19 protein-coding genes are annotated in these 20,803 nt (G+C 63.5%); 6 read left to right on the top strand and 13 right to left on the bottom strand.

Translation table 11 applies throughout. The annotated features are described in order from the left end of the window. Positions 1-15 precede the first annotated feature (15 nt). Complete coding sequence (locus tag ACQKP1_RS04350) at positions 16-1,557, bottom strand: trimethylamine methyltransferase family protein (protein WP_427274330.1); 1,542 nt, start codon at positions 1,555-1,557, stop codon at positions 16-18. Positions 1,558-1,645: 88 nt separating this feature from the next. Here ACQKP1_RS04350 and ACQKP1_RS04345 point away from each other — a divergent pair, with 88 nt between their 5' ends. After that, positions 1,646-2,548, top strand: a complete 903-nt coding sequence (locus ACQKP1_RS04345) for a LysR substrate-binding domain-containing protein (protein WP_203013222.1) — start codon at positions 1,646-1,648, stop codon at positions 2,546-2,548. A 12-nt stretch (positions 2,549-2,560) separates the two neighbouring features. Here the strand turns inward: ACQKP1_RS04345 and ACQKP1_RS04340 are convergent, their stop codons facing one another. Continuing rightward, entirely contained in the window at positions 2,561-3,922 is a 1,362-nt protein-coding gene (locus ACQKP1_RS04340; protein WP_427274329.1) for a putative bifunctional diguanylate cyclase/phosphodiesterase, read from the bottom strand. A gap of 116 nt (positions 3,923-4,038) precedes the next feature. Further along, positions 4,039-5,784: a response regulator gene (locus ACQKP1_RS04335; RefSeq protein WP_427274328.1), complete on the bottom strand. Its 1,746-nt coding sequence runs from the start codon at positions 5,782-5,784 to the stop codon at positions 4,039-4,041. 279 nt (positions 5,785-6,063) lie between these two features. Here ACQKP1_RS04335 and mutL point away from each other — a divergent pair, with 279 nt between their 5' ends. Both mutL and ACQKP1_RS04325 read left to right on the top strand, forming a co-directional pair. Continuing rightward, positions 6,064-7,914, top strand: coding sequence for a DNA mismatch repair endonuclease MutL (gene mutL / locus ACQKP1_RS04330; RefSeq protein ID WP_427274327.1), 1,851 nt, complete (start codon positions 6,064-6,066; stop codon positions 7,912-7,914). 94 nt (positions 7,915-8,008) lie between these two features. Beyond that, on the top strand, positions 8,009-8,239 hold the full coding sequence (locus ACQKP1_RS04325; RefSeq protein ID WP_006726618.1) for a DUF2093 domain-containing protein: 231 nt from the start codon (positions 8,009-8,011) through the stop codon (positions 8,237-8,239). 3 nt (positions 8,240-8,242) lie between these two features. On the opposite strand, the gene lpxK is transcribed toward ACQKP1_RS04325, so the two are convergent. The 6 genes from lpxK to ACQKP1_RS04295 form a co-directional block, all read right to left on the bottom strand. Continuing rightward, positions 8,243-9,277: a tetraacyldisaccharide 4'-kinase gene (gene lpxK, locus ACQKP1_RS04320; protein WP_427274326.1), complete on the bottom strand. Its 1,035-nt coding sequence runs from the start codon at positions 9,275-9,277 to the stop codon at positions 8,243-8,245. A 113-nt stretch (positions 9,278-9,390) separates the two neighbouring features. Beyond that, complete coding sequence (locus ACQKP1_RS04315; protein WP_427274325.1) at positions 9,391-10,098, bottom strand: HAD family hydrolase; 708 nt, start codon at positions 10,096-10,098, stop codon at positions 9,391-9,393. Positions 10,099-10,120: 22 nt separating this feature from the next. After that, the gene (gene waaA, locus ACQKP1_RS04310; protein WP_427276396.1) at positions 10,121-11,440 is read right to left on the bottom strand and encodes a lipid IV(A) 3-deoxy-D-manno-octulosonic acid transferase; all 1,320 of its coding nucleotides are present in this window, start codon (positions 11,438-11,440) and stop codon (positions 10,121-10,123) included. 152 nt (positions 11,441-11,592) lie between these two features. After that, positions 11,593-11,829, bottom strand: coding sequence for a DUF4170 domain-containing protein (locus tag ACQKP1_RS04305; RefSeq protein WP_006726614.1), 237 nt, complete (start codon positions 11,827-11,829; stop codon positions 11,593-11,595). A 63-nt stretch (positions 11,830-11,892) separates the two neighbouring features. Beyond that, the gene (locus ACQKP1_RS04300) at positions 11,893-12,723 is read right to left on the bottom strand and encodes a 3'(2'),5'-bisphosphate nucleotidase CysQ (protein WP_427274324.1); all 831 of its coding nucleotides are present in this window, start codon (positions 12,721-12,723) and stop codon (positions 11,893-11,895) included. Then, the gene (locus ACQKP1_RS04295; protein ID WP_427274323.1) at positions 12,710-14,056 is read right to left on the bottom strand and encodes a TldD/PmbA family protein; all 1,347 of its coding nucleotides are present in this window, start codon (positions 14,054-14,056) and stop codon (positions 12,710-12,712) included. The genes ACQKP1_RS04300 and ACQKP1_RS04295 overlap by 14 nt, the downstream gene beginning before the upstream one ends. Before the next feature lie 136 nt (positions 14,057-14,192). On the opposite strand from ACQKP1_RS04295, the gene ACQKP1_RS04290 reads away from it, so the two are divergent. Next, a complete protein-coding gene (locus tag ACQKP1_RS04290; protein ID WP_427274322.1) occupies positions 14,193-16,001 on the top strand; it encodes a monovalent cation:proton antiporter-2 (CPA2) family protein in 1,809 nt (602 codons plus the stop codon). Positions 16,002-16,004: 3 nt separating this feature from the next. Here ACQKP1_RS04290 and ACQKP1_RS04285 read toward each other — a convergent pair whose 3' ends face one another. Genes ACQKP1_RS04285 through ACQKP1_RS04275 form a run of 3 tightly spaced genes read right to left on the bottom strand, consistent with a single transcriptional unit; the run spans position 16,005 to position 19,403 of the window. Further along, positions 16,005-16,880: a patatin-like phospholipase family protein gene (locus tag ACQKP1_RS04285; protein ID WP_427274321.1), complete on the bottom strand. Its 876-nt coding sequence runs from the start codon at positions 16,878-16,880 to the stop codon at positions 16,005-16,007. 27 nt (positions 16,881-16,907) lie between these two features. Continuing rightward, complete coding sequence (gene rsmD, locus ACQKP1_RS04280) at positions 16,908-17,468, bottom strand: 16S rRNA (guanine(966)-N(2))-methyltransferase RsmD (RefSeq protein WP_006726609.1); 561 nt, start codon at positions 17,466-17,468, stop codon at positions 16,908-16,910. 6 nt (positions 17,469-17,474) lie between these two features. Then, positions 17,475-19,403: a pseudouridine synthase gene (locus ACQKP1_RS04275; protein WP_427274320.1), complete on the bottom strand. Its 1,929-nt coding sequence runs from the start codon at positions 19,401-19,403 to the stop codon at positions 17,475-17,477. Positions 19,404-19,472: 69 nt separating this feature from the next. Between ACQKP1_RS04275 and ACQKP1_RS04270 the strand changes: the two genes are divergently transcribed. Together ACQKP1_RS04270 and ACQKP1_RS04265 are read left to right on the top strand one after the other, a co-directional pair. After that, on the top strand, positions 19,473-19,925 hold the full coding sequence (locus ACQKP1_RS04270; RefSeq protein WP_427274319.1) for a nucleoside deaminase: 453 nt from the start codon (positions 19,473-19,475) through the stop codon (positions 19,923-19,925). Further along, the gene (locus ACQKP1_RS04265) at positions 19,925-20,245 is read left to right on the top strand and encodes a hypothetical protein (protein ID WP_427274318.1); all 321 of its coding nucleotides are present in this window, start codon (positions 19,925-19,927) and stop codon (positions 20,243-20,245) included. The genes ACQKP1_RS04270 and ACQKP1_RS04265 overlap by 1 nt, the downstream gene beginning before the upstream one ends. A gap of 7 nt (positions 20,246-20,252) precedes the next feature. Here ACQKP1_RS04265 and ACQKP1_RS04260 read toward each other — a convergent pair whose 3' ends face one another. Beyond that, positions 20,253-20,735: an N-acetyltransferase family protein gene (locus ACQKP1_RS04260; RefSeq protein ID WP_427274317.1), complete on the bottom strand. Its 483-nt coding sequence runs from the start codon at positions 20,733-20,735 to the stop codon at positions 20,253-20,255. Between the last annotated feature and the right edge of the window lie 68 nt (positions 20,736-20,803).

The following is a 20,803-nucleotide window of genomic DNA, read 5'->3' as shown; positions in this document are numbered from 1 at the left end:
CGTCATGCATTCCGTTCAATACCAGGCGTCCGGCTTGGCGCGCTTCGTGCGACCCACATAGTCTAGAAGCGCCTCGTCGATGGCGACATCCAAAGGCGGCGCTTCGTATTCGGCAAGCGTCTTTTTCCAGCGGGCATTGGCGCGCGTCGCCATGTCGGTCGAGCCGGCTTCCGACCACTTTTCGAAGGGCTCGTTATCCGATAGGGCCGAATCCCAGAAAGCGGTCTGGTAGTTGCGCATGGTGTGGGCCGAGCCCAAGAAGTGGCTGCCGGGGCCGACCTCTTCGAAGGCATCCATGGCGAGAGTGTTGTCATCGACCACGACGCCGGCGAGGTAAGAATGCAGGGCGCCGCAGAAATCGGTGTCCATGACGAACTTTTCGTAGGACATGGCCAGCAGGCCATCGACGAAACCGGCCGAATGCAGGATGAAGTTCGCGCCGCAATGCACGGCTGATAGCATCGACATGACGCCCTCCTGCATGGCCTGGGCATCCGGCAGTTTGGAATTGGAGAAGTTTCCGGCACAGCGGAGCGGCAGCTTCAGCCGCCGGGCGAGCTGGCCGATGACCATGGAGCCGATCGCAGGTTCCGGCGTGCCGAAGGTCGGCGAGCCCGAACGCAGGGACATTGAGGAGAGGAAGTTGCCGAAGATGACCGGCGCACCCTTACGTTCCAGCTGGGTCAGGGCACAGCCGGCCATGGTCTCAGCCAGCGACTGGGCGATTGCCCCGGCATTGGTGACCGGGCCCATGGCACCGCCGAGGATGAAGGGGACGATGACGGCTGCCTGGTTGGCCCGGGCATAGGCACGCAGCGCCTTGGTCATGGTGCTGTCCCAGACGAGCGGCGAGTTGACGTTGACATTGCCGAGGATGACGCAGTTCCGGTCGACGAAATCGGCTCCGAACAGGATGCGGGCCATTTCGATCGATTCTTCGGCACGGTCCTCTGCCGTCACCGAGCCCATGAAAGGGCGGTCGGAATATTTCATGTGGCTGTAGACCATGTCGAGGTGGCGCTTGTTGACGGGCACGTCGACAGGTTCGCAGATCGTGCCGCCGGAATGGTGCAGCCAGGGCGAGGACTGGGCAAGCTTTATCAGGTTGCGGAAGTCCTCGATCGTGCCATAGCGGCGGCCCTTATCGAGGTCCATGACGAAGGGCGAGCCATAGGCCGGCGAGAAGACGACGGCATTGCCGCCGATTTCGACATTGTTGGCCGGATTGCGGGCGTGCTGGGTAAAGACTGCCGGGGCCGAGGCAAGGATCTCGCGCAGCATTCCCTTGGGGAACCGCACGCGAAGTCCATCCATCTCGGCGCCCGCCTTGCGCCAGAGCTCCAGCGCTGCCGGGTCGTCGCGAAACTCGATGCCGATTTCGGCGAGGATGCGATCGGCAACCGCTTCGATACGTTCGAGATTTTCCTCCGACAGGATGTCGTAGGTCGGGATGTTGCGTCGGATGTACGGCACTACGAGCGGCGAAACGATCGCCCCACCCCTGCGAGCCGATCGCTGCCTGCGCGTGCCCGGGTTTTCCGCAAGTGCCTGATCCATGACGCTTCCCCTCGTTTTCTCAGAGGCTAGTTCAGGCCAAAGCTGCTGTGACGCTGGAAAATTGCTGGAGATGCGATAAGCTCAACTTATGACTACATTTCGCAGCCTCATCCCCTCGGCCAATGCGCTGGTGATCTTCGAAGCCGCGGGTCGACACGAGAACTTCACTCGGGCGGCCGAAGAGCTCGGCATGTCGCAGGTGGCGGTCTCCTATGCCATCCGTGGGCTCGAACAACAGCTCGGCACGCAGCTCTTCGAGCGGCAGCACCGGGCAGCGCGGCTGACGGAGGTTGGCGAGCGGTTTCATGCCGATGTCTCGGCCGGGCTATCGCGGATCGGCCGGGCGGCAGAAGAGATCAGGATGAAGGGGCGCGAGGTGAACGTGACGCTGGCGGCCTCCACTGCCTTTGCTTCAATGTGGATGCTGCCGCGACTTTCCGCCCTCAGGGACGACCTGCCCGATATCGACCTCCGGATCCAGACCAGCGTGCGGGATCTCGATCTCGACGAGGAAGACATTCCGCTCGGGGTGCGCGGTGGTAATCCGCAAGACTGGCCGCATTATCATTCGGCGGAGCTGGCGCCGGAGATCGTGACGGCCGTCGCGAGCCCCGCCTTCGTCGAGGCGAACGGCTTGCCGGACAGTCCCGAAGCGATCGCCCGGCACCGGCTGATCTGGCTGGAAGAACCGGTGCGCCAGGCCTGCAGCTGGCCGGAATGGTTTGCCTCGGCCGGGATAGACTATCGGCCAACGGGGCGACGACTGGCGATCAACGACTATGTTCTGGTGATCCAGGCGGTGCTCGCCGGCCAAGGCATTTCGCTCGGCTGGAAGCATCTGGTCGAGCGGTTGATCGACCAGGGGCAACTCGTGGAAGTCGGCGGCCATGCGCTTAGAACCGGTCAGGCCTTCCATGTCGTCTGGCCGCGGTCGCGCGAACTTAGCGCGGCTGCCACACGGGTGCGCGACTGGCTGCTGAAACAGACCTGAGGGACAAGAGGATCAGGCGGAGGCGCGATCGACGAGCGCGAAGTCGTGGTGGTTCTCGGCGAGGTAACGCAAGGTGGCGGCAGCATCGACCGGCTTGCCGAAATAATAGCCCTGCCCCATGCCGCAGCCGAGTTCGCGCAGCTTCTGGGCTTCTGCATCTGTCTCGATGCCTTCGGCAACAACCTCGAGATCGAGGCCTTCGCACATGCTGACGATCGCCTTGATGATGTGTTCCGAGGTGCGGTCGGTGGTGATGGCCGAGACGAAGGCGCGGTCGATCTTCACCTTGTCAAAGGTGAATTCGCGCAGACGGCCAAGGCTCGACTGGCCAGTGCCGAAATCGTCGAGCGAAATGCGGATGCCGGCGTCCTTCAATTCCTTGATGATACGCCGTGCAGTATCGGCCGAGGACATGACTGCCGTCTCGGTGATTTCGAGTTCGAGGCGGCGCGGGTCGAAGCCGACGCTGTTGAGGATCGACAGCGTGTTGAACGAGGTCCGGAGATCCATCAGCTGGACCGAGGAGAGATTGAAGGACAGGAAGAGATCGCGCGGCCAGGCGAGGGTCGCTTCGGCTGCCTTGCGCAAAAGCGTCTCGGAGAGCGTGTCGATAAAGCCGCGCTCTTCGGCGAGCGGCACGAAGACGGCCGGCGAGACGAAGCCGAGATCCGGATCGATCCAGCGGGCGAGCGCTTCGAAGCCGACGATGCGGTTGTCGCGCAGCCGGACGATCGGCTGGAAATGCACATCGACCGTGTCGTTGATGATGGCATTGCGCAGCGCCTGTTCGAGCTGTGTTGCCTGCTTCATCTCCTGGGCGATCTCGCGGGAGTAGACCGTGATCTGGCCACGGCCTCGGCGCTTGGAGCGGTAGAGTGCCGTCTCGGCACTCTTCATCAGTTCCTCGAAATCTTCGCCGGCAAATGGATAGACGGCAAAACCGAGGGAGGCGGAGAGGCGCACATTGCGGTCGCCCAGATCATAGGGGGCCGAGAGAACGTCCTTGATCAGCTGGCCGGCGCGCTCGGCGCCGAGGCGCTCGAAAACGAGCGGAAGGATGATGGCGAACTCATCACCGTCGTGTCGCGTGACAGTTGCGCCATCCGGTACACAGGCCTTCAGCCGATGGGCGACCTGGCAGAGGATTTCGTCGCCAGCGGCCTGACCGAAGAGGTCGTTGATCGGCTTGAAGCCGTCGAGATTGACGATACCGACGGTGAAAGGGGCAGGATCAGACGCGCGGTCGGCGGCAAGCTGGCGCACCTTGTCGCCCAGCCGATGGCGGTTGCCAAGGCCGGTCAAGCGATCGGTGTAGCCTGTCGTCTTCTGGTCGCTCTGGCGGTGCTGCTCAGGGCCTAGTCCGGCGGGACCCATTCATGCTTCCTGGTACGGTTCTCTCACACGTGCCAGAATGGGTCTAAAACATTAAAATTATCATATCGATGCATGGAAAGCGGCGACCATGGGCACCCCAAAAATCGGGGTTCGGATCAGGCCGTGGACGCCAGTCTTGCGATATCGGGAACGAGGCGGCGAATGGCCTGATCGACGACATCAGGGCTCAGCGGCTTCAGGATCACGTCGTTCATGCCCGATGCGAAGCAGGCTTCGCGGTCCCTGTCGAAGGCCTGGGCGAGAACACCGATGATCGGCGTCGAGAGCCGGGCGTCCTCCGGTGACTGGCGGATGCGACGGGCCGCCTCGAAACCGTTCAGACCCGGCAGCGTTACATCCATCAGCACGATTGCCGGCTTCAGCTCGGCGCAGAGGCTTGCCGCCGTCTCGCCATCGGCGCAGATGCGATAGGCATAGCCCAGGCCTTCGAGGATCTGCGAAAAGACGATCTGGTTGATCTCATTGTCTTCGGCGACAAGAACCAGAGAGGGTTGGCGTGGCGGTGCTGAATTGACCGGGACTGCTGCGGCTTGCTCCGCCGGCCGCATGGTCACGGCGGGCTCCGGTGCTGCCGGAAGGTCCTCGGTGGTGATTTCCCAGTCGTCCGCCGGAGATGGCCGCGCCTGCAGCGCGGTCATGCGGTCGAGCACGGTGAAGGCGAGATCCGTGGCGATCTCGTTTTCCGCCAGCGTCAGATAATCGATATCGACGGCCTGAAGCAGCTCCAGGCACTGCATGTCGAGGTCGACATCGACGATGGCAAGGTCGATCACCACACCCACCGAGCGGGCGACGGACAGGAATGCGTCGAGTTCGTCGTCGTTGCGGACGCAGCAGCTGTCGAGACCCAGGAGCTGCAGGATCTCCAGCGCTCTCGCCTCGAACTCGCGATCGCCGGTGATGAGCAATGCCTTGCGGCCGATCAACCGTCCGTCGACTGCCGCATATCCACCGCCCTCGTCCTGCCTCGTCTCAGGTGTGTCTACCGGAGGTGACTGCAGGTCGGCGCCACTGCCGACTTCGCCGAGGCTCGCGACGATCAGGTAGCGGCCAGGCGTTCCGACCCGCTGGACATGCGCGAGGATCGGTCGCGGCGGGTCTCCGTAGAGACGCATGGGAAGGGTCAAGGAGGATGTGACACCGGTTTCCAGCACCTGGCGCGACACCGTCGTGAGCCGCTGGGCGACCTCTGCCTCGAACAAGGGGGCGATCGTCCCGCCCAGTGCGTTGTCCGCACCAACGGAAATTGCCGAACAGAAGACCTTGTTGACCGCCACGAGCTGGAGGTTGCGGTCCTGCACGAAAACAGGGTGGGCCAGATTGTCGAGGATTTCCTCCGTCAGCTGGACGCGCTCGATATCGGCACGCCACTGCTCTTCCCGGCGCTTCTGCTCGGTAATGTCGCTCATGACGCAGAAGCCGAAACCGGACGGCAGGCGACGCTTGGAAAAGCGGGTCCAGCGCTTGCCGTCGTCGCAGGACTGGATTTCGTAGCGTTCCTTCCAGTGGGCGGCGATCTGGCGGGTCAGCCATTCCTCGCGGCTGAGCGCCGCTTCCACCTGGCCGCTTGCTGCATGGCGCAGACCAAGGTCATAGGCGGCGCCGAGAACGTCTCTCAGGCGCGTGCCGGGCGCGAAGAAGGAGGCCGGCAGCGGCAGGAACTGGCGGGCGCTGCGGCTGGCAAAGATCAAATGATCGTTGCGATCATAGACGATGAAGGCAGAGGAGAAGGCTTCGGACACCGCATCCAGCAGGGCAGCGTCGAGCGCAGCTTCGGCCGACGGATTGTCGTGCCCCTGCCGTCTCTTATCCTGGCCGGGGGCCGGTGGAAACTCGCTCACACTGCTGCCTCTTGGAACCTCGTTGCTGAACGCAACGAGACTTTTGTGGGGCTGATGCCATGACGGAGACATGCCGAACCATGCTTCTGGCGGGAACCCACACGAGAGACACCGCGGCTGTGTCCTCATTCCGCTGCCAGCGGACCTGCGCTCAGAGACATTGCAAGTCATTGTTCAGATTAGAGACATTCCGTTAAGGCCCACTTAATGCTGGGCATCGTCCGCACGCAGTTACGATTTCGTCTTTCGTCGCCGCGCAGAATCCGCGAAAATAGCTGGATGATCATCAAGCAGCTCTCCGAGACACTCATCAACCAGATCGCCGCCGGCGAGGTCATCGAGCGACCAGCCAGTGCGGCGAAGGAATTGATCGAGAATGCGATCGACGCAGGCGCCACCCGGATCGAGGTGGCAACGGCTGGCGGCGGCAAGACGCTTTTGCGCGTCATCGACAATGGCTGCGGCATGGGGCCTGAGGATCTAGCACTTGCGATCCGACGGCACTGCACCTCGAAGCTCAACGAAACCTTGTTCGACATCCGCTCGCTCGGCTTTCGCGGCGAGGCCCTGCCCTCGATCGGCTCGGTCGCCAAGCTCACGATCACCAGCCGTCCGGTCGGCGCCGACAGCGGTGCGGAAATTGCCGTGGTCGGCGGCAAGGTCGGGGATGTTCGTCCGGCGGCTGCCAATCCCGGCACGACGGTCGAGGTGCGTGATCTGTTCTTTGCGACACCGGCGCGGCTCAAATTCATGAAGACGGAAAAGGCGGAAGCGGGTGCGATCACCGAGATCGTCAAACGCATGGCGATCGCCTTTCCGGCGATCCGCTTCGTGCTGTCAGGGACGGATCGCTCGACGCTCGAATTCCCCGGCACCGGCGACGATCATCTGGCGCGCATCGCCCAGATCCTGGGTGCCGATTTCAAGGACAATGCGATCGAGCTCGACGCCGAGCGGGAGGATGTGCGGCTCACAGGCTTTGCCGGTGTGCCGACCTTCAACCGGGGCAATTCCGCTCATCAATATGCCTTCGTCAACGGTCGCCCCGTGCAGGACAAGCAGATCCTGTCGGCCATTCGCGGCGCCTATGCCGAGACCATCCCGCAGGGACGCTATCCGGTGGCGGTGCTCTCGCTGACGCTCGATCCGGCGCTGGTCGACGTGAACGTGCATCCGGCGAAATCGGATGTGCGCTTCCGCGACCCGGCTCTGGTGCGCGGACTGATCGTCGGGGCCATCCGGCAATCGCTGCAGCGCGAGGGTGACCGGGCAGCAACGACCGGGGCCGGCGGCATGCTGCGCGCCTTTCGGCCAGGGTTCTCGCCGCAACCGGCACAGGCGTGGTCGCCAGCCAGTTCCCCGTCGCGGCCTCTCTACGGCGCGACGCCAGGCTTTGGCGGTGGGTTTGCGGCAGCTGCCGCACCGGCTGCGCGCGGTTTTGGCGAGGCGGCGCAGGCGGCCTTCGACAGCCTCTCCGTGCCGACCGCCCGCAGCGAACCGGTCGTGACCGTCCCTGCCCCTACAAACGCTTCTGTCGAGGCGATCTCGAACTATCCACTGGGAGCCGCCAGGGCGCAGGTGCATGCCAACTATATCGTCGCTCAGACGGATGACGGGCTTGTTATCGTCGACCAGCATGCCGCTCACGAGCGGCTGGTCTTCGAGCAGATGCGCAAGGCACTGACGGGGCGCCGGCTTCCCTCGCAGGGGCTTCTCATCCCCGAGATCGTCGACCTGCCGGAAGAGGACTGCGACCGGCTGATGCTACACGCGGAAAGCCTGGAACAGCTGGGACTTGCAATCGAACGCTTCGGTCCAGGCGCGATTGCCGTTCGCGAGACACCGGCGATGCTCGGCGAAATGGATGCGACGCAGCTGGTGCGCGATCTCGCCGACGAGATCGCCGAATGGGATACGGCCGACCGGCTGTCGGCGAAACTCGAATATGTCGCCGCAACCATGGCCTGCCATGGCTCGGTGCGCTCAGGCCGGCGGCTTCGGGTCGAGGAGATGAACGCGCTGCTGCGTCAGATGGAGCAGACGCCGGGCTCCGGGCAATGCAATCATGGGCGGCCGACCTATGTGGAGCTCAAGCTCTCCGATATCGAACGGCTGTTCGGACGCAGCTGAGCCGCCAGATGGTGGGTTTTAGGGTGCGCCATCTTTCAATCGCCCGGAGGGCGCTGTATTGCAGTTCCGTGACACGCGGCGCAGGAGAAAAGTGATGAACCGTTTCGAAGGCGGCGGAAACCGCGAAGCCAAGATCCGCTATCTCGATGCCGATTTCCAAATCCTGACACCGGGGACCTTCGTCACCTGCGCGATCACCGGTCGTCCGGTGCTGGTCGACGAGCTGAAATACTGGAGCGTGGCACGACAAGAGGCCTATGTGGATGCGGCAGCCTCGCTCGAAGCCGAAAAGCGTGCAGGCGCCCTGCCGAACCAGCGGCGCTGAGCCTCAGGCCTTCTTGCCGAGGCGCCTGCGTCGGCAGGCCTCGATAGCTCGGTCGATGATCAGGTCCGGCGCCTTCGGGTCGTCGAAGAGCATGTCGACATCGACGACCCTCGACTTTTCCCGAAGCTCCTCCGAACGGCCGTGACCGCCGGAAAGGCGCACGCTGTCCTTGGCCGTCGTGACGAGTTGCAGGCCCTGCTTTTCGGCCCGGGTGATCAGATCGGAAATCTCGTCCTCGGCCAGATGATGGTGATCGGGGAAATCCTGACGGTCAGCGATGACGGCGCCGAGTTCGTTTAAGGTCCGGTAAAACTTGTTGGGGTCGGCGATCCCTGCGTAAGCCAACACTGACCGACTAGAGAGCTCTGAGCCGGTGCTTGGCACGACATTGGCGACCAGCACCGGCTTGCCGCTGCGGGATGCCTTGCGAACGAACTGATCGGCGGCATCGCCCTTGCCGACCTTGAGGATTGCATCGAGGTGGCGCATCTGGATGCCGATCGGGGCACGCACAGGACCTGACGGGACGACCCAGCCATTGCCGATGCCGCGCTGGCTGTCGATGACAATCAGGGCGTAGTCGACCATGAGGCGCGCACTCTGGAAACCATCATCCATGATGATGAGATCGGCACCCTCTGCCACCAGCTTCTCTGCCCCGGAAACCCGCCGACGGGAGATGACCGTCAGCGCTTCGCGGGCAAGCAGCAAAGGCTCGTCACCGACAGCCGTCGAACGATGATGATGCGGATCGACGACGGTGGTGACATCGAGAGAGCCACCGTAACCACGGCTGAGAAAACCGGGCTTCAGGCCGCGCGCCTTCGCGGCCCGGGCGATCGCGATCGCGGTCGGCGTCTTGCCGGCACCGCCGACGGTAAAGTTGCCCACGCAGATGACCGGGACGGATAAGGCATGCCTGCGGCGGTGGCGCATGACGGCACCGGAAATGCGGCCATAGGCGAAGGAGAGCGGATAGAGGCAGATCGCCTGCCAGCCGGTCTTTGTCCACCAGAAGGGCGGTGCCTCGGATACCATTCTTGTCCCTGTCGTGACCTCAGCGCCCCGCGGACGCCTTCTCATCGGCGGAACAAGAACCATTGCAGCGCCTGATGGTCAAGCGCGAGCGTACCGAAATGGCACGGCGTGCCTCAGGCGAAAAGCGCTTCGAGCCCCGTGATGTCGCCCAAGATCATGTCGGAATGCAGGGTCAGCGTTTCTCTCGAGCCGGTTCCGGAGAGGACACCGATCTTCAGCCCGGCACCGGCATTCAGCCCCATATGTAGATCATGATTGTTGTCGCCGACGACGGCGACTTCCGACGGGGCAAGACCCGTTGTCGCGCAAAAGCCGAGCACCATGCCGGCTTCCGGCTTCTTGCCGTGGCCGCTGTCGTAGCCGGCGATGTAGTCCACGAAGGGCAGGATGCCGAACCGTTCGGCAGCAACCCGGATCGAGCGTTCGTTGTCGCTGGAGGCGATGCCGAGGCGAAGGCCCTTGCCATGCAGGCTGGCGAAAAGCGGTTGCAGCTCTGTAACCGGCACGGAAAACTCTGCGGCCTTGGCGAAGCACGCGTCGATCTTCGGCACCAGAATATCCAGAGCGAAGGGCGAGCCAGCCACGATCATGCCTTCGGCGATCTCGACCGTATTGCCGGCCGCAAACAGGCTGTCAGGCACGATGTCACCGGACACCGGATCCATGCCGCAGGCCTGAAGCAGCGCATCGGCCAGTGCCTGATCACCATCCGCCGCCATTAGCGCCACTTCCCGGTTGACCGGACCCCAGCTGGCGTCAAAATCGAGCAGCGTCCCGTCCTTGTCGAACAGGATGCCGGCAATCCGGGGTTTGTCGTTCATGGAAGAGGTCCTGAGGTGCGTGTCAGCTCTGGCCCGCGGCGCGCGGCTCGAGCTTGGCCTTGACGGAGAGAGGGCTGATATAGGGTTCGAGCCCCTTGAGGGTCGCGGTCAGAGCACCGCGCATTTCCTGCATGCTCTCGAGGCCGGCGTCGATCATCTTGGAGCGGGCGACTTCGTTGTTGAGCAGGAAATGCACGGCCTTGGCCAGCATTTCGGCATCGCGAACGATCCGGGCCGAGCCCTTGCGCACGAGGCGCTGGTAACTTTCGCGGAAATTGCTCACCTGCGGGCCCGACAGAACGGCGCAGCCGAGCATGGCAGGCTCCAGCGGGTTCTGACCGCCTTCGGCCGAAAGAGAACGGCCGACGAATGCGACCTCCGTCAGGCGCAGATAAAGCCCCATCTCGCCGATGGTATCGCCGAGGAAAACATCGGTCTCGGGCGTGATGACATCGCCGCGCGTGCGGCGCGCGACCACCAGGCCCTTTTCGACCAGCATGGCCTCGATTTCGTCGCAGCGGTCGGGATGGCGTGGCACCAGCACGGTCAGCATGCCGGTATGGGCCTTGAGCGCCCGGTGGACCATAGACGCGATCTTCTCTTCGCCCTCAAAGGTCGAGATCGCCGCCCAGGTCTTGCGGTTGCCGATCTGCTGGCGATAGCGCTCCAGCACCTGCTCATCACAGGGCGGTGCGTCGCTATCGACCTTGATATTGCCCGACACGCTGACCGGCCAGGCGGCCAGATCGCGGAAGCGTTCCGCATCGAGGTCGGACTGGGCAATCACCAGCGCGAGCTTGCCGAACAAGGTTTCGGCGATCGAGGGATGGCGCTTCCAGCGATCGAAGGACCGATCGGACATGCGGGCATTGACCAGGATCTGCGGGATATGCCGCCGATGCAGTTCGGCAAGCGTCGTCGGCCAGATCTCGGATTCGACACCGATCGCAACGTCCGGCTGCCAGTAGTCGAGGAAGCGACGAATGCAGGGGAGAAGGTCGAGCGGCACATACTGGTATAGCACCATGTCGCCGAGGCGGTTCTTTGCAACTTCCGCAGAGGTGACCGTGCCGGTGGTCAAGAGCACATGAATGTCGCGGCGGCGCAGTTCGCGCATCAGGGCGACGACGGCCGTCGTTTCGCCAACGCTCGCGGCATGGATCCAGACGAGCGGACCGGCGGGTCTAGCAAGGCTCGCATGGCCGAAGCGTTCACTGCGGCGAGCACGATCTTCCTTGCCCTTGGCGGCCCGATAGGCAAGCAGGGGACGCGACAGCGGATAGGCCGCGAGGCCCAACCAGCCGTAGGACGTCAGAGCGAGGGATGCGAGACCGTCGCTCAGTGCCATCGATCAAACCTGCTCATCTTCATCGACAATGCCGTTCTTCCCGTTCAGGAGGCGTCGCTACGCAACAAGAGAGATGCAAGAAGACTGAGTTGAAACCGTGACCATTGGAGGTCGGCAGCGACGGCGCGGTGGCCGCCGACCAGTCCTTACTTCTCGGAAGGATTGAGCAGCCGGTGCATGTGGACGATGAAGTAACGCATGTGGGCATTGTCGACCGTCTCCTGCGCCTTTGCCTTCCAGGCGACAAGCGCGCTGGCATAGTCCGGGAAAATGCCGACGATATCGAGCTTGGTCAGATCACGGAACTGCACCTGTTCAAGGTTTGACAATTCACCGCCAAAAACGAGATGGAGAAGCTGCTTGTTTTCGTTGGATTCCGTCATGTTTGCGGCCTTTTTCTCATTCCTAGTCTGTTGGGAACCATCTGCGCGATTTCGCCCCAAAGGTCAACTCCGGGGAATTCGGGAGATGTTCTTGAGCAAGGCTGGAAGTAGCTCTCTCGATGCTGCGCAGAGCACCGGATGCGTCACCTCTTGCCTGTTGTATACGAGCGCTTCGCCGTCGAGATCGGTGATCGCCCCGCCGGCACGCGCAAGGATCAGGTCGGCAGCGGCCAGGTCCCAGTCGTGGGAGCTCTTCTTCACCAGAGTAGCATCGATACGCCCGTCGGCCACCAGCGCCAGCCGGTAGGCGAGCGAGGGTATGTGATCGACACGCTCGATCCGGGGCCTGATCGCCGAACTGAAACTTGCTACCATATCCTGCGCCGAGGCGAATTTCAGGGTTCCCTCGATGCCGGCCGTCGAGACCGAAATGTCCTGCCCGTTGCGGCGCGCGGGGCCATCGATCGTTGCGGTAAACTCCTCGCCCAGGGACGGCGCGACCAGGACGCCGGCCACGGGTGTCCTCTTGTGGACGACAGCCACCGAGACGCACCAGGTATCCTTGCCTGCAAGGAAGGCCCGGGTGCCGTCGATCGGGTCGATGACGAAAAGCGTGTCGCAGGAAAGCCTTGCCGGATCGTCGTCCGTCTCCTCCGACAACCAGCCGTAATTCGGCCGAGCGTCACGGAGGATCTCTTCGAGGACGCGGTTGGCGGCATAGTCGGCTGCACTGACCGGCGAGCGACCCTCGTTCTTCCACCAGACCTCCGGCGACTGGCCGAAATGGGCCATTGCCACCCTGCCAGCCTCGCGGGCAGCTTCCGTGATCAACACAAGGTCCGCCTGCCAGTCGAATTGCGGCACGGCCTCGGGCTTTCGATCAGGTTCCTGCAAGGGTCATGCCCTCAATGGCAAGGGTCGGAGCGGCGACACCGAACTTGCGGTCGATGTCATTGGCGACCGTGACCCGCATGAACATGTCCTTCAGATTGGACGCGATCGTGATCTCGGAGACTGGATAGGTCAACTGGCCATTCTCGATCCAGAAGCCGCTTGCGCCACGGCTGTATTCGCCGGTGATCATGTCGACGCCACTGCCGATCATGTCGGTCACGTAGAGCCCCGTGCCGACGCTGCGGATCAGCTCTTCTGGCGAAATGTCTCCCGGCTCCAGGGCGAGATTGGTGGAGGACGGCGAGACCGATGTGCCGCCGCGTACGCCGCGGCCATTGGTCTTGAGGCCAAGCTCCCGGGCGGTGGACGAGGACAGGAACCAGTGCTTCAGCACACCGTCCTCGATCATCGTCAGCGGCTTGCCGGAGATCCCTTCACCATCGAAGGGGCGCGACGAGGAGCCACGGACCTTCAGCGGATCATCGGTGATGTTGAGGCCGGCCTTCAGGACCTGTTGGCCCATCTTGTCACGCAGGAAGGAGGTCTTGCGGGCAACCGAGGCACCATTGATGGCACCGGCGATCGTGCCCGCGAAGCCGCGCGCGACGCGAGGATCGAAGACGACCGTGAGGTTGGAGGCGGTCGGCACCTGACGCGGGTTCAGCCGCCGGATTGCGCGCTCGGCGGCGCGGCGGCCGATCTCCTCGGGACTGTCGAGTTCGGCGAAATAGAGGCGGCTGTCGAAATCATGGTCGCGCTCCATCTTGGTCCCCTCGCCGGCGATCACGCCAACCGAACGGGAGAAGCGTGACGCGGCATAGCTGCCGGAAAAGCCATGTGAGGTGACGAGCACGAGGCCACCCATGCCGGCCGAGGCTCCGGCGCCCAGAGAATTGCTGACGCCGCTGACCGAACGGGCCGCTTCTTCCATGGCGAGTGCGCTTTCGCGCAACTGGTCGCCAGAGACTTCCGTCTCATCAAAGAGCTGCAGGTCGGGAATATCCCGGGCGAGATCGCTCTCGTCGGCGAGACCGGCAAAGGGATCTTCGGGCGAGACTTTGGCCATCGCGACGGCGCGTTCTGCGAGCGCCTTGAGGTCGAAGCCCGGATTGGCCGACACGCTCGCCACCTGACGGCCGATGAAGACGCGCAGCGAAAAGTCGTCGCTCTCGGATGCCTCGGTCGACTCGACCTTGCCGAGCCGGACGCTGACCCCCTTGGAACGGGAGCGCACGACGACCGCATCTGCCTTGTCGGCGCCTGCCTTGACGGCGAGGTCGACGAGCTGCTCGGCGCGTTCGAGGAGGTTGGCGGAATCGATTTGATTGGGCATAGGTTGGCCTTTCCTTCCCGCTCCATTTATTGTGCCTGTGATGGGGCATCAAGGGCGGTTCGGGCTTTTCCGTTCACGAGCCCGGCATAGGTCCATTTCAGGTCAGCCCGATCGGGTAAACGAGGAGACAGAACCCTTGGCCAGCGCAACCGAAGCCCTGTTCGCCCAACCCCTGCTTCTCCTCGGAGGAGCGGTCATCGCAGCACCGCTTTTCCGCAAGCTCGGGCTTGGAACCGTGCTCGGCTATCTCGCCGCCGGCGTGGTGATCGGCCCCGTTCTGCACCTCATCGGAGGCTCCGGCGAGATCCTCGCGGTCGCCGAACTCGGCGTCGTGCTGCTGCTCTTCATCATCGGACTGGAACTGAAGCCCAGCCGCCTCTGGCACATGCGGCGCGACATTTTCGGGCTGGGTACGAGCCAGGTCGTGTTCACAGGTCTCGTGTTGACCGGCATCGTGATCGCGTCGGACCTGCTCGACTGGCGGGCCGCGTTGGTTGCCGGCTTCGGCCTCGCGCTGTCATCGACGGCCTTCGCCCTGCAATTGCTCGAAGACTATGGCGACATGAACAGCCGCTATGGCCAGCGCTCCTTCTCGATCCTCCTGTTCCAGGATCTCGCCATCGTGCCGCTTCTCGCCATGGTTTCGGTACTCGGATCGCAGGGCGGCGACGTGCAGCAGTCCCCCTTGATCGAAGTGGGGATCGCGATCGGCGCGGTGATCGGCATGATCCTCGCCGGCCGTTACCTGCTGACGCCGATGTTCCAGATCATCGCGCGGACGGGTGCGCGCGAGGTGATGATCGCGGCCGCCCTCTTCGTCGTTCTCGGATCGGCCTATCTCATGCAAGTCGCCGGCCTCTCGATGGCCATGGGCGCCTTCCTTGCCGGCGTCATGCTGGCCGAGTCGTCTTACCGCCACGAACTGGAGGCCGATATCGAGCCTTTCCGAGGATTGTTGCTCGCGCTGTTCTTCATCGCCGTCGGATTGTCGATGGAGCTGCAGGTCATCGTCGACAACCTGGCGCTGATCGCGATTGCCGTTCCCGTACTGATGGCCGTCAAGGCCCTGGTCATCTACGGGATCACCCGCATCGCCGGCTCGTCACACAATGATGCCCTCCGCATCGGCATGCTCCTGCCGCAAGGTGGCGAATTCGGCTTCGTTCTCTTTACCACCGCTGCGGCGGCAGGGCTTTTCAGCAACGCGCAATCTTCACTGCTGATTTCCATCGTCACCTTGTCCATGGCGCTCACGCCGTTGACGGCGCTGATCGGCCAACGGCTCCTGGCCCGACAGGCAGTCGATAAAGAACACATGGACGAGGACTTCGAGGGCGCCGGCTCGGACGTGCTGATGGTCGGCTTTTCCCGCTTCGGCCAGATCGCAGCGCAAATCCTGCTGGCCAGCGGGCGGGACGTCACCATTCTCGATGACAGCCCCGATCGCGTGCGACAGGCGGCAACCTTCGGCTTCCGCATCTATTTCGGTGACGGCACACGGCTCGACATGCTGAGGGCTGCCGGCATCGAGAAGGCGAAGATTGTCGCGGTCTGCACCCACAAGAAGGAGATCACCGACAAGATCGTCGATCTCATCCGCTCCGAATATCCGGACGTGCGCCTTTTTGTGCGGTCCTATGACCGAATCCACAGCCTGGAACTGCGGGCCCGAGACGTCGAATACGAGTTGCGTGAGACCTTCGAGTCCGGTCTGCTCTTCGGCCGCCGGGCACTGCAAGGTCTCGGCGCCACGGAAGACGAGGCCTATGAGATCGGCGAAGACATCCGTCGCCGCGACGAGGAACGCCTGAGGTTGCAGGCCCAGGAAGGCATTCTGGCGGGCCGGGAACTCATGCATCAGCGCCCGGTCAAGCCGGAACCGCTGATCAAGCCGAAGAAGCCGATCCAGGCCGTCGAAGACGAAGAACAGGCGCCGGCCGCCTGATCCTCACCGACGTACGAAATCCTCGATGCGGGCCGATAGGTCCCGCTTCAGGGGCTCCTTGAGACGATCGCAGAGGTCAAGGATCTGCCGCGCCTTGAAGAAATCGAGGACCTTGTAACTGTTGACCTCAGGCCGCAGATAGATGTCCGGCTGGCAGATCTTCATCTTCAGCGCAATGTGGGACTGCATCATCAGCTGCGAGGCTCCGAACAGGCTGTCGATGCGGTTCGGCACCAGGGAGCCATCACCTTCCGGGGCGCCGATTACATCAACGGCAATCATGATGTCGACCTTGCCTACCAGATGGTCATAGGGCACGGGGTTGAAGATGCCTCCATCGATCATCAGGCGGCCATCGATGGTGACGGGTGCAAAGAGCGCGGGAATGGCGGCAGAAGCCGAGAGCGCCTCATAGAGATCGCCTTCACTGCGGACCAGTTCGCACTGGCCGTAGTAGTCGGTGGCGATCACCGTAAGCGGCAGCCGGAGATCGGCAAAGCTCTCGGGGATCTCAGGCGGGAGGAAGGCCCGCAAGAGGCGCGGCAGATTGAACTGTCCCAGACGGACGCCACCAAGGGCGCGAATGCTGGCAGGCCGCAAGCCCCAGAAGCGGTTGAGCACGAGGCCCCGGTTGTCGGCAAGCTGCAGCGTATAGTCCCTGATGTCACGGCCGGACATGCCGGCGGCGTAGCCGGCGCCGAGGATTGCGCCCATGGAGGAGCCGGCGATCAATGCAGGCTTAATGCCGAGTTCGTCGAAGACTTCGAGCACCGGGATATGCGCAAAGCCGCGCGCGCCCCCTGCCCCGAGTGCCAGACCGATGGTCGGATCGGCCTTTACGGCTTCAGAGGGAATGGGCGTTTCGGCGACGAGATCCATGGGCTGAGCCTTTCTCCGCTGAGGGGATCAGGACGGCCTATAGGAAAAGAAGTACATTTTCGTGTCACCGAAGGTCCGCTCCTCGACGAAGGCGAAAACCGGATCGACAGAAACCTGAACATCGGCGCGCTCTTCGAGGATGACGAGGGCGTCCTTCGCCAGCCAGCCGCCTCGATGGGCCGAGAGCAGCGCCTTCTCACCCAGACCCTTGCCATAGGGTGGATCGGCAAAAACCAGTTCGAAGGGCTCGATGTTGTTAGCTGGGCCGAGATCGGTGGCGTCGCGCCTCAACATGCGGGCGCGGCCATGTAGACCGAACGCATCAATGTTTTCCCAGAGTAGACCGCGACCCTCGACGCTATTTTCGACGAAGAGTGCCGACTTGCATCCCCTCGACAACGCCTCGATGCCGACAGCACCTGTGCCTGCAAAGAGATCGAGGATGCGGGTGCCGTCGAGCACGCCCGGATGGGCATGCGCCAGGATGTTGAACAGGCTCTCGCGCGTCCGGTCGACGGTCGGCCTGATGTCATTCGACTTCGGCGTGGCCAGGCTGCGGCCACGAAACTCACCGCCGACGATGCGCATGACGGCTTACCTCTTGCCCTTCGGCGCACCGCCGCGGCTGCCCGAGGGCTTAGCCCCGGGACCACCGGAGCGCGGGCCGCCCGCGGGGCGTCCGCCCGGCTTGCCGCCGAAGCTCTTGCCGCCACCCGGCTTGCCACCAAATGACTTGCCAGCAGGTTTGCCAGACGGCTTGCCGCCGAAGGACTTGCCCGCCGGTCTGTCGCCAAAGGGCTTTGCACCACGCGGCTTGTCGCCGAATGGACGCTCACCACGGGGCCGGTCATCGCGGGGTCTGTCGTCGCGGGGGCGATCATCACGGGGGCGGTCGCCGCGCGAGGGCCGATCACCGAAATCGCGTTTCGGGCCACGGTCGGAAAACTCGCGGCGCGGGCCACGCTCGTCGCCGTCACGGCGCGGCGCACGCTCGGCGCGATCACCAAAATCACGCTTGGGGCCACGTTCTGCTCCCTCGCGGCGCGGGCCGCGATCCGATCCCTCACGACGCGGTGCACGATCATCACCGTCGCGGCGGGGTGGACGGGCGCCGAAGCCACCAGGCTTTGCACCACGGTCACCACCGCGGCCGCCGGGCTTCTGATCCGGGCCGTCGGCGCGGATCCAATCGCCCTCTTCGTCCCGGGCGCGGGTAATCTGAACGGTGGAGGTCGGACGATCGTCGAAGCGCTCTGCGGGCTTAGGCCCACGCGGATCGGGCTTGCGGCGGGCAGCAGCTGCTGCCGCCTTTTCGCCAAGCGGACGCGCACCAGGCGCCATCCAGACGTTGGCGGTGCGGCCCTTGGTGTTGCCGGCCGGGCGCTTCGGCTTGTCAGAGAACTTGTCGCCGGATTTGGCACCCTCGTCGCGGCGGGTGTCGAGGCGTCCGAGGACCTTCTCGCGACGGTCACCCTTGTCGGACCAATCCTTCGGCGCGCGCTTCTTTTCAGCTGAGCGTTCGTCGCGACCCCATTCGGGCTTCGCTTCGCGAGCAGGCTTCTTCCCCGATACTGCTGGGGCGTCCTCGTCGTCGACCTCGGCCCCATGGGCGTAGATCGGAGCATCGAAATTGGCCTTGGATTCCTCGATCAGGCGTGGGCCGAGCTGATCGCGCAGCATGCGGCCGCGGACCTCAAGCACCTTGCCTTCCGGCAGATCGCCGAGCTGGAACGGGCCATAGGAGATGCGGATCAGGCGGTTGACCTCGAGACCGAGCGCGCCGAGCACGTTCTTGATCTCGCGGTTCTTGCCTTCGCGCAGACCCATGGTGATCCAGACATTGTGGCCCTGCTTGCGGTCGAGCGTCGCATCGATCGCGCCGTAGAGCACGCCATCGACGGCGATGCCTTCCTTCAGCGCGTCGAGCGCCGGCTGGTCAACCTCGCCATAGGCGCGCACGCGGTAGCGGCGCAGCCAGCCGGTGGTCGGAAGTTCCAGCACGCGAGCGAGACCACCGTCATTGGTCAGAAGCAGCAGGCCCTCGGTGTTGATGTCGAGGCGGCCGATCGACATGACACGCGGCAGTTCTTCCGGCAGGTTCTCGAACACTGTCGGGCGGCCTTCCGGATCGGCATTGGTGGTCACCAGGCCGGCCGGCTTGTGATAGAGCCAGAGGCGCGTGCGCTCGATGCCGCGGATCGGCTGGCCATCGACCTCAATCGTGTCGGCAAGCGTGGCGTTGTGGACCGGGGTCTCGAGCACCTTGCCATTCACGGAAACGCGGCCTTCCATGATCATGCGCTCGATATCACGGCGCGACGCGACGCCGGCGCGGGCGAGCAGCTTGGAAATGCGTTCGGGCTTCACGGTCTCGTCGCCAGCGGGCGCAGCGGCGCGCGGCGCGCGGGCGGGCTTGTCTGCGGCGGCTACGGACGGCTTGGCGGACGGTTTTCTGGTTTGCGGCTTGCCGCTGCGGTCGGAGGACTTTGCCCCCGGACGCCTGGACTTGTCTTTGAATGTCATTTGTTGTTTGCCTGTGGTTTGGGCTGTCGTATCAGGTCGCGCGGCTCTGGTTAAGTGGAAAGTTCGTGCATGGGGAAGACAAACGGCTTCATGGAGGCGGCCTTCGAGGAGGCACATGCCGCCGGGGCGCGCGGCGAAGTTCCGATCGGCGCGGTGGTGGTGCGCGACGGCGAGATCATCGGGCGTGCCGGCAACGAGTCCCGGGCGTGCAACGACGTGACCGCTCACGCCGAAATCCTCGCCATTCGCCGCGCCGCGGCCGCCGTCGGCGACGAGCGTCTCGTCGATGCCGATCTCTATGTAACGCTCGAGCCATGCACGATGTGCGCGGCCGCGATCTCCTTCGCTCGAATTCGCCGACTTTATTATGCCGCGCAGGATATCAAGGGCGGCGGGGTCGAGAACGGCGTGCGCTTCTACCAGCAACCGACATGCCACCATGTTCCGGAGGTCTATTCCGGTATTCGGGAAAGCGAGGCCGCGGAACTGTTGCGCAGCTTCTTTCAGGAAAGAAGAGATTGATGATCTATGTCGTGCTTGCCGTGTCGATTGCGGCCATGGCTGGCATCGCGATCTGGGCCTATCGCAACGTCGCTCCGGACGCCGATCGGCTACCGATGCAGTGGTCTGTGCGCGGTGAGATCAACTGGCGGGCGCCACGCTTGATTGCCGTTGCGGTAACACCGCTGCTGATGTTGACACTGATCGTCGTGATCTTCATCTTCTCGCGCGATGATCATGCCGAGCGGAACATGGCACTCCTGTGGATCTCCTTCCTCGGGCCGGCGCTTCACGCCCTGCACATGGCGCTGGTGGCGCGGACGGCCGAGAACGAGGAGTGAGGCAAACTTACTCTGCGCCGGCGAAGTCTTTCAGCTTGTCACCGGTCAGGCGGTAGCGGATCCACTCGTTCTGCGGCTCGGCACCGACGGCGTCATAAACGCGGATGGCAGGCTCGTTCCAGTCGAGCACGCTCCATTCGAAACGACCACAGCCTTTCGCCACCGCAACCTTTGCCAAGTGCCGGAGCAGAAGCTTTCCGGCGCCTGATCCGCGGTGGTCGGGCGAAACATAGAGATCCTCAAGATAGAGGCCGTTTTTCGCCTGCCAGGTGGAATAGCTGTAGAACCAGACGGCAAACCCCGCCGGGCGTCCATCATGCTCAAGGATCACCGCGTCGGTGACCGAACCCTCGCCGAAGATCGAGGCGCGGATCGCTTCCTCCGTCGCCTCCACCTCATGGCCCGCCTTTTCATAGACGGCGAGTTCGATGATGAAGCCGAGAATGGTGGCGGCATCGTCTGGAGTTGCAGGACGGATGGTAAAGGACATGGGTCTACCTCAAGCAAAAGGGCAGGTCGTTTCCGCCCTGCCCTGAAAATCACGATATCGGAGAAGAC

Origin of the sequence: Allorhizobium sp. NPDC080224, from assembly GCF_050281005.1 — a bacterium.
GTDB lineage: Bacteria > Pseudomonadota > Alphaproteobacteria > Rhizobiales > Rhizobiaceae > Allorhizobium.
This window is presented reverse-complemented; position numbering and strand designations above follow the sequence as displayed.